Below are 12,559 nucleotides of genomic sequence, written 5' to 3' on the forward strand. Positions count from 1 at the left end.
GATCCTCAACGAGGCGCCGCTCTCGATTCCCCGGCTCAACGGCCATCGGCTGGTACGGGCGTCCTCGGTTGCCATTAGTGCTGGTACAACACCCGCCGCCGGCACTCCACCCTCGGCTACCTCAGCCCCGCCGCCTACGAAGCCGCCAGTCCGACAAGTAGCGTGACAACGAGCTATTGACCCTGTCCGTCAAATCGGGTCAACCCCACCGCTGTTCGCCGGTTTGGCTGTTCGCTGGGGTGCTCAGCCAGTTTCCGGGTGCCAGTTGCTGCTCATCGTCAATCTTGGCCGGTGTTTGTGGCCTCGTGGGACTCTGTTGGCGAATTCGCCCGTCGGTGTTAAGCAGCGGGAAGCTCCGGGCTGGCCAGCCGGCCTCCGAACAGCGCCCTCACCACGGGAGCGATGAAGACGGCTGACGCGATAGTCAGCACCACGGCCACAGGAACGATGTGCTCCGCCTGCCACTCGAAATCGCCCGCGGTGATAGCCGTTTGATCGACGCCAAAGATACCCACCGACGACGGCAGCAGCGAGGCCGGGTACCACAGCGCCGCGTATGAATACGGCAGACCAGCGCCATCGTTGAGCGTCCAGTAACCGGCCACGTCATAGATCAACGCACTATCGACGACGACCGCCACATCGCAGGCCACCAGGGCCGCGACGCCCAGCAGTACCACGGCACTCCTGGCGTGCCCCCAACTCACCAGCCGGCCCGCCAGGAATGCGCCCATGCCGAGGAGCACCGCCCAGGCGCTGGCAGTGAGTGCCTCGATCGGCAGGTACTCGGCACGCCGCCCGTGCGCAAGCAGCACAAGCAACAGCACTGCAGCGACCCACAACAGACCAAGCCGCTTGATCATCGACAAGCCTGAATCCATGCCGCGAGGCTACCGCAGATCGACTCGGCTCCTGAACCAGAGACTCTGGCGGCGGGGAGCAGGAGCAGCGGTCCGTACTGTTCCGGATCTTGCGAAGCGGCCTGACTGCTCGCTTACTGAGGTGACCCCTATCGGCCGGACGCCTCGATGTCTGTCGGGGCCCTTGGTGGAGCTTTTCCTAGGTGTCGGGGCTGACGTCACCCAGGCGGCTGTGCCGGCGGCGAGGGCTGCTGTACGGGCCCGGATCGCAAAGACAGCGACCCCGCAAAGGGCCGCTGAGCTGGAGCAGAGTGGGCCGGAGGCACCACCATGCGAACCAACCGGCGACCATCATCGGTGACCCGCTACCTCTGCCATTAACGGGAGCGCTGGCAGGTAGGGCCGCGTCGTGACGGACTATTGCGTGCGGCGCGTCGGAGGGCGCCGCTCAGACCGCCCGGCCGCAACACTTCTTGTACTTGGCTGTCGATCCGCACCAGCATGGGGAGTTGCGCGGTGGCGGCCACGCGATCGTGTGCGCCTCTGGAAAGGTCTCGCCGTAGCGGGCCTTGAGCGCAGGATCGAGGGGAGACTCGCCGGTCCGGTCAGCGAACTTGCAGAGGTCGGTGACTGTTGCCGGCACGACCCGGATGGCTGGCACACCGTCGTTCGCCAACTCACGCCACCGGCGCTCGGCAGCCTGATAGTGCTCGTCGTCGGTCGTGTCGTATTCCTGGGGCCACCGCCGTCGCGCCTCGGCCCGCTCCTGGCGCTGAAAGATCAGCATCCGCACCTGCCGTGGCATCCGTCCAGACTCCACGGCGTCCCGCACACCATCCACGTCGACGGGCCGCTGCCCCTGTAGGGCCGCCGGAGCCAGCTCATCGGTAGCATCCGGCACCAGACCCAACCGCCGACGGACCGCACGACGGCCGCGAAGCATCACCGACGACATCTGTATCCAGCCATCCGGGCCGCTCAGCGCCCGCAACTCCTCGGCCGACAGACGGGCCACCGCCCGGTCGTACCAGCGCAACGCACCATGCAGGTCGCCTCGCTCGGCGAGCAGCTCGGCGACCAGCGTGCAGTGACCGTCATTCGTCGCTGCGTCGTGGGCCAGGCGATCCAGCACGACATACGCCTCATCGACGTCGCCTTGCTCGAATCGCACCTCGGCGAGCTGCGCCATCGCGTAGCAGCCGTCCCCGCCGCCGTCAGTGATCAGCTTGCTCAGCAGGTCGGCTGCTCGGTCGAGCCGCCCCGCCCGGCGCCATGCGTCGGCAGCATCGAGCAGGATCTCGCCGCGCTCGTCCGGGTACTGCTCCACCTCGGCCTCAAGGGCTGCAGCCTCGTCAGCCACGCTCATCGACACGGTGCCTACCGTACTGAACACCTTGGCACTATCGGGGAAGGAGGGCCAGCGGCGTCAGGAGCGGTAGACATCCCTTCGATGATCAATGTCCACAACAGTCACCATGTGGTTGTCCTCGTCGATGCGGTAGATGATCCGGTAGGTGCCTCGCCGGGCGCTGAACCGATCCGACAACGGCGGCAGCAAACGCTTCCCAACCCGGTAGGGCTCTCGTACCAACGGCCCGGTCATGAACTCGTACGCGGCGACCGCGACGGCCTCCGACAACCGTTCGGCGAGCGCTCGACGGACGGTCGGCGTGGTGCGGAGCGTGTACGGATCTTCCGGCAGCCGGGGACTCACGCGGCCGAGGCGCGACGGGCGCGAATGGTCTCCGCAAGCTGGTCGGCGGACACGTCTTCACCTCGGGCCAGTTCCGCGTCGGAGTCGGCCAGTCGCCGCAGGGTGCCCGCATCTCCGAGAACCGCGACGGTTTCCTCGAGCCGCTCCAGGTCCTCCACCGAAACCAGCACCGCCGACGGCCGGCCGTGCACCGTCACCGTCACCCGCTCGTGGTGGTCGTGCACCCGCCCCACCAGCTCAGAAAGCCGGGTCTTCACTTCCCCCAACGGCAGCGTCGTCATGGTCACAAGTATGACCAAAAGTCGCGTGGGCGTCCACCAATCCTCCAGACGCCACGCCGACGGTTCGTATAGTGACCACACCGCGCCACAGAACAGCAGGTCAGAAAGTTGGGTGGGCCGGAGGTACCACCATGCGAACCGACAGACGACCATCGCCGGTGACCCGCTGCCGCTGCGTTTGGGCAGGTCAGCCCAATGACGCGGGACCTACGGCCGTCGCCGATCGAGCGGCTGACCGGCGCCGACCCTGTCCGAGAATTCCTGTATGAGGGACTAACGGCACCAGCGGCGCGGGCGGTCCGCTCCCGCATGGTGATCGAGATCGTCGCCCACCTTCACGACACGCTGACCGATCCGCTCACCACCGAGGCCGCCGCGTACGAGACGTTCGTACGGACGATCTCGATCCTGAACGTGCTCCTTCCCGACGGGAGGAGACGATGACCGACGACCGCACTCTCGTCGCCGGGCCGCCGGTCCGATTCTCCGATGCCGAGAAGATCAACCCGTTCCAGGTGCTGATCGAACTGCACGACCATGCCCTGAGGCAGTCGTCCGGGTCGTCCCGGGACGAGGCATTGACGGAGTTGGCGCTCACCGCCGCCGTGATTTCCTGGTGGAGCCGATGGCAGCCGATCACCATCCACCAGGCGCTGCGGCGCGGAGCCGACCTGGCGGACATCGCCGAAGCGACCGGGCTGGACCCGGGCGAGGTCGTCCGCCGCTGGGAGCGGTGGACCGATGTCCAGACCCGCTTGGACATCGGCGGACGTCCCGCGGTCGACCCCATCGAGGTCCGGACCATCCGGGAGCAGATCCGGGCGGAGGCGGGCCGATGACACCAACCCGGGTGGCCCGCACCATCAGCACCGCCGCCGTCGCGTCCATCGCCGCCTGGTCCTCGTGGAGCCACATGGTCCACGTCGCTCTCACCTTCGGCGAGCGACCGGAGGTCGCACTTGTCCTGCCGATCTCCGTCGACGGCATGCTCATCGTGGCCTCCACCGCCATGGTCGAAGACAAACGAGCCGCCAGACCCGTCCGCTGGTCAGCCCGGATCGCGTTCACGGCCGGCGTGGCCGCCAGCGTCGGCGCGAACATCGCCGCCGCCCATCCGAGCTTGGGGGCGCGGGTCGTGGCGGCATGGCCGGCAGTCGCGCTCCTGCTGGTGGTGGAGATGCTCACCCGCAGTCAGCCGGCACCGGCATCCGCAACGGCGGCACTGGACGGCGCGATTGTTCAACATGCTGGTGCAGCTTCTACGAGCGCGGACATGGACGCCGGACAGCCGCGCTCAGCCCCGGCGACCCAAGCCCTCCTACGACCGGATAAATCCGAAGGCGCCCGACAGACGAGTACTCCGAGGCGCCAACGGCGAGGCGCGGGCCGGACCGCCGTCGCTCTGGCCGCGATTCAGGCCGGCCGCCCGGAGGCGGGGATGGCAGAGATTGCCGCTGAACTCGGCGTGACCGAGCGGCATGTCCGAAGGCTGCTGACCTCCACCCAATCGCCGAATGAGTAGAGCGATCTGTCGGAGCTTGCGGTCTCGGTTGCGGCCGTCGAGCTAACCGGCTACGAGAGGGCCGGCAACGGTGTCCGACCCTCTCGTGCCCGGTCATATGAGCCAAGCGCAAGAGCTGGACCTATGCTCTAGCCCAGTCCCCGCACTCAGTCCAAGATGTCAAGATCGGGCAGGTCGTCCACGATCTTCATTGTCCGCACGCTCACAGTGACGATCCGCATAACCAGGTCGATGATGTAGCGGGGATCGTCGGACCAGTCGTTCGGGTCGTTGATAATGCCGGAGTCCTTGTCGACCTTGACCCGATACCTGTCGATGAGCCACTCAATCCCAGAGCGACCACCAAGCTGGTAGCGGTACGCCTCCTCTGGGATGCCGGTGAGGGTCACGCGGTGGTTGTAGTGGATTGTCGAACGGTCTACCACTCCCTTCTCCCTCCGGAACTTCATCTTGGTCACCCGAAATAGCTCGTCCAACGGGGTAGTAGATGCCTCACCCGCGACGGTCACGGCGACGCCCTTATACGGCTCCGCCCGCTCATAGCCGATATGCAGTTCGGCGAGCGTACGGCCGGCCTGGGCAAAACCTCGGAAATCGGCCGCCTTTGGGATGCGCGGCAGCGACTTTTTCAAGTCCGCCGCAAACCATTTCCGGTACTGTGGAGAGTGAAGTAGACCATAGGAGTAGTAGAAGATGTCATCCTTGCTGATCGCAGCATCGCCGTACGTTTTGCGGTAGCCATGAAGTGCCGCATCGGTAATATTGTCAACGCGATCGTAGCCGACCTCATCCTCTATTGCCGAAAAGAGATCATCACCTTTTCCGCGCTCACGATAGAAATAGCGAGCAAAGAGTGGCCCGACGCTTTTAGTGCCCACTGCATGCAGGTCGGGGGCGGCGTCTACCATCAGGACCGAGAACGGCTCCTCTGAACCTGCACCGGTGACGTAGATGCCCATATTGGCATGCTCGGCCGAGGGGAAGATTCGTGGAAGCTGATAAACGGTGTTGTTTAGCTTCGGATCAAAGTAGGCTCGCTGCCTAGTGAAGGGCCGGTACGTCGAGATAAAGATACGGCGATCGTCAAAGCTGTACTCTTCGCCTTTGGCGATGCGAACCTTATCTGCCCGGTCCCAGCTAATCCTTTTCGGGTCCAAGTCGATGTACTCATCCGCGTGCGAACCCTTGGGGGAGGTAATACCTTCCTTCTTGCAATACTGCAAGAATCCTCTCACTTGAGAGTTGTAGAAGTCAATCATCGACCGCATGTTTGCCCTTAGCTGGCGGTCGGAAAAGTTGTATGCCCAAGCGTCTCGACCAGTCTTAAGGCCGCTGGAATACAGCTCGAAAATGGCGCCCTGTCTGTCGTTAGGCTCCTTCCCGGCTAGGGCCTGAAAAGATGCAAAACGCTCGTCTCTTAGATTGATCCAGTCGCCTGATTGGTTTGGCGCAAGGCGTTGCCAATCGACAGTGTCGAGACCTTGACCACCAACGATGCGCAGCTTATCTTCGCGACTCAGATAGTCGCCAATATCGCGATAGTAGAGCGCACATTCATTCGTCGCAACACTTCTGCCACCCTTGATCAAAAGTAGAACTGCGACAGTATTTCGGCTACCTGAACCGAAAATCTTACCGCCTTCTCGGCGCGACTGCTCACCGCTCGTCCGCTGGTTCCCGCGAAGGTTGTAGCAGTAAATCGTGTCGAATTCATTGGCCAAAGACTTGCGAAGACCATCTGCCGAATTGTCGTCTATATACCCACCGTTGGAGACGAATGCCACAACACCTTCATCCTCGATCCGGTCGGAGGCCCAGCGGATGGCCCGGATATAGGAGTTGTAAAGCGAAGTCTTCAGCGTAGCAGCAGAAGCCACCACGTAAGTCTCTGCAATGCGCTGATCCAGCACTTCATACTTCATGTTTTGGTTATTGTCGTTTGCGCGATCCTGGCCGCCGAAGTAGGGCGGGTTTCCGATTATTACTGTAATCTTCTGATTTTGTTGTTTCTTGGCGCGCTCGCTGTTGCCTTCGAGGACGTCAAGACCGTCGAGCTTCGCGGTCCCCTCGGCGAGCTGGAAGGTGTCGGTGAGGACGATGCCTTCGAAGGGCCGGTAGTCGCCACCGGTCAGGTCGTGGAACGCGGCCTCGATGTTGACGGCGGCGATGTAATAGGCGAGCAGCACGATCTCGTTGGCGTGCAGCTCACTCGTGTACTTGCGAAGGAGGTCCTCCGGCTTGACGACGCCGGATTGAAGGAGGCGGACCGGGAAGGTGCCGGTGCCGACGAACGGGTCGATGATCTGGACGCCCTCGTCCGACAGTGAGCGGCCGAAATGCTTGTTCAGCGCCTGTTCCGTGGAACGGATGATGAAGTCGACAACCTCGACGGGGGTGTAGACGATGCCGAGGGCGTCAGCTGTCTTGGGCAGGGCGGTCTTGAAGAACTTGTCGTACAGCTCGACGATGACCCGCTGGCGACCCTCATGGTTGTCGATGCCCTCGGCGCGCACCCGCACCGACTGGTAGAACTCGTCGAGCTTCTTGCTCTCGGCGTCGAGCCCTTGGTCGTCGAGGATGTCGAGCATCCGCTGCATGGCCTTGGAGACTGGGTTGTGTTCGGCGAAGCCATAGTCCTTGAACAGCGCATCGAAGACCGGCTTGGTGACGATGTGCTGAGCCAGCATGTCGATGGCGTCGGTCTCACTGACGCCGGGGTTGATGTTGACCCGAAGCTCGTCGAGAAACTCCTCGAAGGCGTTGCGCTTATCGGGCAGCGTCAGGGCGGCCTTGATCCGGGTGACATGCCGGTCGGCGATCTGGGCGATGTCGCGGGCCCAGTCTTCCCAGTACTGCCGCTGGCCGACCTTGTCGACGATGCGGGCGTAGATCGCCTCCCGCCAGTCCGTGACGGAGAAGAGGGCTTCCTGGATGTGCTTGGCGCTCTGGGCTTCCTTCGCCTTAGCGGCCGCGGCGCTGGCGTCCGTACTCGATCCGTCGCGGTCGCCGACCGACTCGTCGCCCGGGCCGATGCTGCCGATGCCGATCTTGTTGTCGGGCTTGTTCTTGTTCAACTCGATCTGGTTGACGGTCGCGTTGAACCGGTCGTCGTGGGCGCGCAGGGCTTGAAGGACCTGCCAGACCGTCTTGAAGCGCTGGTTGTCGGCGAGTGCCTTCTCGGGCGCCATCCCGGCAGGGATGGCGACCGGCAGGATGATGTAGCCGTAGTTCTTGCCGGACGCGAGGCGCATGACCCGTCCGACGGACTGGACGACATCGACCACCGAGTTGCGGGGGTGGAGGAACAGGACGGCGTCCAGGCTCGGCACGTCTACGCCCTCGGACAGGCAGCGGGCGTTGGACAGGATGCGCGCGTTGGCGGGGCCGGGATCCTGCTTCAGCCAGTCCAGCAGCTTGTTGCGGCGCAGCATGTTGAAGGTGCCGTCGACGTGTTCGACCTCGCAGCGCAGCACCTCGTCGTCGGCGTCGTCGTAGGCGTCGACCACGTCGTTGAAGCGCTTGGCGATCGCGGTGGAGTCGGCGATGGAACGCGCGAACGCGACGGCCCGCTTCATGGGTGCCTCGCCTTCGGCGAAGCCGGAGCCGTCGGCGAACGTGCCGGTGCGCTTCGCCATCGCGTTCCAACAGCCGATGATCTTCGCGGCGTCGTCGAGTCTCAGTTCGGAGTCTCCGCCGGCCAGCCCTTGCTGCAGCGTCTTGGCGACCCTGCCCTCATCAACGGTGAGGATGAGGACCTTGTAGTCGGTGAGCAGACCTCGCTCGACGGCCTTGCCGAAGCCCAGGCGGTGGAACTCGGGACCGTAAGTGGCTTCGTCATCCATGGAGGCGAGCAGCGCGTCCGCGTTGCGGGCCTCGGCCTTGGTGTCCTCGTTGTAGAGCCGCGGTGTCGCGGTCATGTAGAGGCGGCGGTCGCCGCCGAGGTAGGTGTCGTCGTGGATCCGGACGAACGCTGATTCGTCCTGGCCGGCCAGGGTGACGCCGGTGGTGCGGTGGGCCTCGTCGCAGAGGATCAGGTCGAAGCGCGGCAGGCCCTGCTGCTGCGCGGCGGCGACGGTGGCGATGGACTGGTAGGTGGAGAAGACGACTGTCAGCCCCCGGTGGTCCGCCACGCTGGTCATCTGCTGGATCAGCCGAGCCGGGTCGGTGGTGGCGGGCAGGGCCAGGTCGTAGGTGGCCATGTCCTTGTCGTCGCCTGCGGGCTGCTGCTTGCCGACCTTCGTGTCCGAGCACACCGCGAACGCGCGCAGTGGCACCTCGGACTCGTACGACCACTCCCGCAAGCTTTGCGAGAGCAGGGCAATGGAGGGGACCAGGAACAGGACATTGGTGTGCTCGCCCGTGCCTGCGGCGGCGCGCTCCTGCTGCAGCCGTTCGGCGATCTTCAGGCTGGTGAACGTCTTGCCCGTCCCGCACGCCATGATCAGCTTGCCGCGATCGTGCCGGGTAAGGCCGGTGAAGACGTCCTCGACAGCCTCACGCTGATGCGGGCGGGGAGTCTTCTTGGCCCGCAGTGTCAGATCGGGCTGGTGGCCGTAGCTGGGGATATGCCACTCGACTGGGCTCTGCGAGATCTCGACGAGCCCGACCCGCGTGACGGGGATCTGCTGGTCGGCGAGCGCCGCCTCGGCGTGGACGTTCCACTTCTCCGTCGTCGAGATGATCAGACGGCGAGTGAAGCCACCCTTGCCAGACGCGGTGAAAAACGAGTCGATGTCCGCTTTCTCGACGGTGTGGTGCGGCTCGTAGAACTTGCACTGAATCGCGCAGTAGCCGCCGGTCTCCCGGTCCAGGGCGACCAGGTCGATGCCCGTGTCCCGCCGGTCGTGCGCCGCCCCAGGCCAGTCGGCCCACATCCAGACCCGGCTGAACTGCTCGGTCCACTGCGGGTCGATGCTGAGGTACTTGAGCATCAACTCCTCGAAGCCAGTGCCGCGATCTCGGTTGGTAGTCGAGTTGTCGCGGATCGCCTTCATGACGTCGTGCACGGTCGTCACTACGCTTCGATTCCCGTCCGAGTCGTCGACGAGCAGCCCACCCGCCGAGAGGATCACACCGAAAGTAGGCACTCTACTGCTACCCACCGCCCTGAAACGAGTGCGGCCTGCGACTGTCGGCGCCTTCGGGGCTCACACTGGGCTGACTGCATCAGGCAGGGGTTGCAGACCGACCAGCGACGGTTGCTGCGGAGGTCGCCGAATGTTCCTATCGGCATGTTCAAGTTACTCACCGTTAGTGGTCATCATCGTCCGTATGGAAGGACGCGGCCTCCTCGTCCAGGCGGTACAGCAGGCTGCAGGCGAGCATGAGGCCCTGGACCGCGTTGCGTCGGTTGAACTGGCGGGGGCTGACCGTGTGCGCGGTGGCATTGCGACTGAACGTGGAAGGCACCTTGTCGCCGTTGGTGACGAAGAACTGCTGGTATGCCTGCCACATCGGGGCGAACGCGACGAACTGCCGGATGCTGAACTCGTTGTAGGCATCCTTTGTGCGCTTGCCGTTCCGGTCGGGCGTGTACTTGGAGCGATTCTTCCCGAAGTACGCGGTGACGATGGCGTCGACGAGGGAGCCGGCAAGCGCCTGCGCTGCTGCGGTGTGGCCGGCGTCCAGGGCGTCGAGCGCGGCCGCGGCGAAAGGAACATATGGGGCGACCGCTTCTGACGCGCATTCCTGGACTACCGTGCGGCAGTCGGCCGAAATGGTCCTCCATCTGCTGCCCAGGATGCGCCGGCGTTCGCTCGCCCCGCCAGCCCGGATCAGCGCGTCGGCGGTAGCCGTGCGCGGCAGACCGTACAGCGAGATGCCCTCGACCATGACGACCGTCTCTACGTCCGCGAACTTCAGATCTTCGATCGCGCGCAGGTTCGGCGGGTAGAAGCTGGCCCGCATAGCCGCGATCGCGGGCCCGAGGTTCCTGAGCAGGGCGGACTGTTGCTCCGCGAACGTCGCGGTGATCTTGGAGAAGCCCGCGAGCGACTCTGCTATGCCGCCCAGGTCGAGGTTCTTGGTGAGCTGCTCGGCGATCCTGCCGAAGTTCGAGTGGGCTAGGACGGTGTTCTTGAAGGCGTCGCTGGCGATGATGCCCGAAATCTGCTGCTTCCACGCCGCTTGCGCGTCGAGCATCGGCTTGATCGCGTCGGCCACCAATGCCTGCTGGGCTTCAACGACGCGGGAGAACGCGACGATGTTCTTAAACGCTTGCGACTGCTGGAAGCTCGCCATCGACCTGCGGAGGGCTTCCATCTGCTCCGGAGTGAGCTCAATGCGCTCGTCGCCCTCGTGACTATCGTCGGCAGGCATCCCCATGGTCTCGTCGGGCACCGCACCTCCTTGCTGCCGTGCGTCGTAGACGCGCTCGACGTGCATGATCTGGCCCCGGTGGTTGGTGAGCTCGGCCTTCATCGCCCGCGGGCGCGCTCATGTGCACACGCGAAAGGGGCCGCTGGGGCTCAGACGCGGGCAAGCCGGAAGATCAGGATTGACGAGTCAGCGCGTTGATGATCGTCGGCAGGTACCTGCGCACCTGTTCGCGATCGCTGTCCTTCTCCTGCTCGGACAGCTCGGCGTACGGCGTCTCGATCTGGGCCTCCCAGCGCGTTGCCAGCTCGGCGGGGATGACCAGGGAACCGTCGTTCCGGCGCTCACACTGGTCGTGGGCGTAGCGCTGCCAGTGCGCCCACCGCTCGTGCTCAATCGCGGCGAGTAGCTCGACGGTCCGCTCACTCTCCAGCAGCTCGCGGATCTGGTCGTGTGACGGCATCAGATCAGGTTCTCCTTTACGAGCTTCCAGTAGTGCTGACCGAGGACGGTCAGCTCGCATGCCTTCGACTCCATCGCCGCGTGCCACATGTGAGGCGCGTCGACCGGACGCACCAGGTTCACCTTTACCAGCGACTGCAGCACCGCAAAGTCAGCGGTCTTGGCGGGGTCCGGCGGCGGGACCGAGAGGTCCTCCGTGCCTGAGCGCTCGGGCTCGTAGCCCGGATCGAGCGGTAGCTGATTGGTGGGCTCGTCGAACAGGACCGTGAGCCTCTGCAGCTGGGCCAACTCGATGGGGGCTTGGGCCACCCGGAGCGAGACGAACTTCTTCACGTTCGTCTTGAACACGGGCCGCTGCGCCCAGTTCCCAAGGGACTGGTCGATGTGCGCGTACACGCTGCCCGGCGTCACGTCGCCCAAGAGGTTGGCAGCAGCCCCGCTCAGCGCATCGACGAGCAAGCTCGTGAACACCCCGGAGCCGCCAGTCTCCATGGCGTACTGGTCGGCGGTCGACGCCGTCAGGACGGTAACGCCCTCCTTGATCTCGGCGAATTGCGTAGCGACCGGGTTGCCGCCCGCGACGCCGCTGTGGCAGCTGTCGAGGATGATCACCTTGTTCTTCGCCGGCGAATTGTTCGCGAAGGTCATCAGGTCCACCAGCGAGAGCCCGTCATGCCCAGCGATGCAGTCGCTCGCGCAGATGAAGCCGCCCGACCCGTCGATGTAGCCGTGGCCGGAGAAGTAGAACAGCGAGATGTCGGCGTCGTCGCGGAACAGCTCCTCGACGGCCTCCCGCAGCTCCGTGCGGGTGACCGCCGAGTCGCGACCAGTGGCAGTCATTAACCTCGGCTGCGCGAAGTTGAGCGTGCCGTCAGCATGCCTCTCAAGCACGGTCTTGACGGTGTGCGCGTCGTTCACGGCGCCGCACAGCGACCCGATCCGGTCGTAGTGGTCGATCCCGACGATGAGCGCCTTACGCATGCCGACGCACCTCAGAGTGAGTCGATGAAGCTAGCGATGTTCGCGTCGGTCCACGGGACCGTCCGGACACCGACAAGGTTGGTGCGGTCGCTGGAGTACGCCCAGACACCCAGCAGCGGCTTGCCCTCGTCCTTGGCGCACTGGATTTCCCACTTCTGGCCAGAGGAAGAGAGCGAGTTCTTGCTCACGAGCGCGATCACGCCGTGGGAGCGGCGGATGCGTGTGCGGACCTTGTCCTTCCAGCCTGAGTCGTAGGGCTCCTTCACCGACATGTCGATGAACTCGTACGGCGTGCGAGGGTGCAGCGACTGGCCCTTCAGCAGGTCCCTCTGCCGCTGATCCTCGATAGCGAATGCGACAAAGATGATCTTGACCTCAGCCATGCGCGGCCTCCCCATGCGTTCAGCGGCGACCGACGTCGATC

General features: G+C 64.5%; 12 protein-coding genes and 1 pseudogene. 4 read left to right on the forward strand and 9 right to left on the reverse strand.

Annotated features, from left to right (window positions below; all coding sequences use genetic code 11):
- Positions 1-84 precede the first annotated feature (84 nt).
- Positions 85-180: pseudogene (locus ACLQ2X_RS16750) on the forward strand (hypothetical protein); the annotation flags it as partial.
- Positions 181-338: 158 nt separating this feature from the next.
- On the opposite strand, the gene ACLQ2X_RS16755 reads toward ACLQ2X_RS16750, so the two are convergent.
- From ACLQ2X_RS16755 to ACLQ2X_RS16770, 4 genes are all read right to left on the reverse strand, one after another.
- The gene (locus tag ACLQ2X_RS16755; protein WP_425681962.1) at positions 339-881 is read right to left on the reverse strand and encodes a hypothetical protein; all 543 of its coding nucleotides are present in this window, start codon (positions 879-881) and stop codon (positions 339-341) included.
- A gap of 427 nt (positions 882-1,308) precedes the next feature.
- Complete coding sequence (locus ACLQ2X_RS16760; protein ID WP_425682164.1) at positions 1,309-2,226, reverse strand: SEC-C metal-binding domain-containing protein; 918 nt, start codon at positions 2,224-2,226, stop codon at positions 1,309-1,311.
- A 60-nt stretch (positions 2,227-2,286) separates the two neighbouring features.
- Positions 2,287-2,574: a type II toxin-antitoxin system RelE family toxin gene (locus tag ACLQ2X_RS16765; protein WP_425681963.1), complete on the reverse strand. Its 288-nt coding sequence runs from the start codon at positions 2,572-2,574 to the stop codon at positions 2,287-2,289.
- The gene (locus ACLQ2X_RS16770; protein ID WP_425681964.1) at positions 2,571-2,855 is read right to left on the reverse strand and encodes a type II toxin-antitoxin system Phd/YefM family antitoxin; all 285 of its coding nucleotides are present in this window, start codon (positions 2,853-2,855) and stop codon (positions 2,571-2,573) included. The genes ACLQ2X_RS16765 and ACLQ2X_RS16770 overlap by 4 nt, the downstream gene beginning before the upstream one ends.
- A gap of 309 nt (positions 2,856-3,164) precedes the next feature.
- Between ACLQ2X_RS16770 and ACLQ2X_RS16775 the strand changes: the two genes are divergently transcribed.
- The 3 genes from ACLQ2X_RS16775 to ACLQ2X_RS16785 are packed head-to-tail and all read left to right on the forward strand — an operon-like array spanning position 3,165 to position 4,377.
- The gene (locus ACLQ2X_RS16775) at positions 3,165-3,299 is read left to right on the forward strand and encodes a hypothetical protein (RefSeq protein ID WP_425681965.1); all 135 of its coding nucleotides are present in this window, start codon (positions 3,165-3,167) and stop codon (positions 3,297-3,299) included.
- Positions 3,296-3,694: a hypothetical protein gene (locus tag ACLQ2X_RS16780; RefSeq protein WP_425681966.1), complete on the forward strand. Its 399-nt coding sequence runs from the start codon at positions 3,296-3,298 to the stop codon at positions 3,692-3,694. The genes ACLQ2X_RS16775 and ACLQ2X_RS16780 overlap by 4 nt, the downstream gene beginning before the upstream one ends.
- A gap of 11 nt (positions 3,695-3,705) precedes the next feature.
- Positions 3,706-4,377 carry a DUF2637 domain-containing protein gene (locus ACLQ2X_RS16785; RefSeq protein WP_425681967.1) on the forward strand — a complete coding sequence of 224 codons (672 nt, stop codon included), beginning with the start codon at positions 3,706-3,708 and terminating at the stop codon, positions 4,375-4,377.
- Between the two features lie 146 nt (positions 4,378-4,523).
- Here ACLQ2X_RS16785 and ACLQ2X_RS16790 read toward each other — a convergent pair whose 3' ends face one another.
- From ACLQ2X_RS16790 to ACLQ2X_RS16810, 5 genes are all read right to left on the reverse strand, one after another.
- Positions 4,524-9,449, reverse strand: coding sequence for a DEAD/DEAH box helicase (locus ACLQ2X_RS16790; protein WP_425681968.1), 4,926 nt, complete (start codon positions 9,447-9,449; stop codon positions 4,524-4,526).
- A 178-nt stretch (positions 9,450-9,627) separates the two neighbouring features.
- A complete protein-coding gene (locus ACLQ2X_RS16795; RefSeq protein ID WP_425681969.1) occupies positions 9,628-10,797 on the reverse strand; it encodes a hypothetical protein in 1,170 nt (389 codons plus the stop codon).
- A gap of 70 nt (positions 10,798-10,867) precedes the next feature.
- Positions 10,868-11,155, reverse strand: coding sequence for a hypothetical protein (locus ACLQ2X_RS16800; protein WP_425681970.1), 288 nt, complete (start codon positions 11,153-11,155; stop codon positions 10,868-10,870).
- Positions 11,155-12,135 carry a caspase family protein gene (locus tag ACLQ2X_RS16805; protein WP_425681971.1) on the reverse strand — a complete coding sequence of 327 codons (981 nt, stop codon included), beginning with the start codon at positions 12,133-12,135 and terminating at the stop codon, positions 11,155-11,157. The genes ACLQ2X_RS16800 and ACLQ2X_RS16805 overlap by 1 nt, the downstream gene beginning before the upstream one ends.
- Positions 12,136-12,146: 11 nt before the next feature.
- A complete protein-coding gene (locus tag ACLQ2X_RS16810; RefSeq protein ID WP_425681972.1) occupies positions 12,147-12,518 on the reverse strand; it encodes a TIR domain-containing protein in 372 nt (123 codons plus the stop codon).
- Positions 12,519-12,559 lie beyond the last annotated feature (41 nt).

The sequence above is a fragment of the Micromonospora sp. DT31 genome (assembly GCF_049841795.1).
GTDB lineage: Bacteria > Actinomycetota > Actinomycetes > Mycobacteriales > Micromonosporaceae > Micromonospora.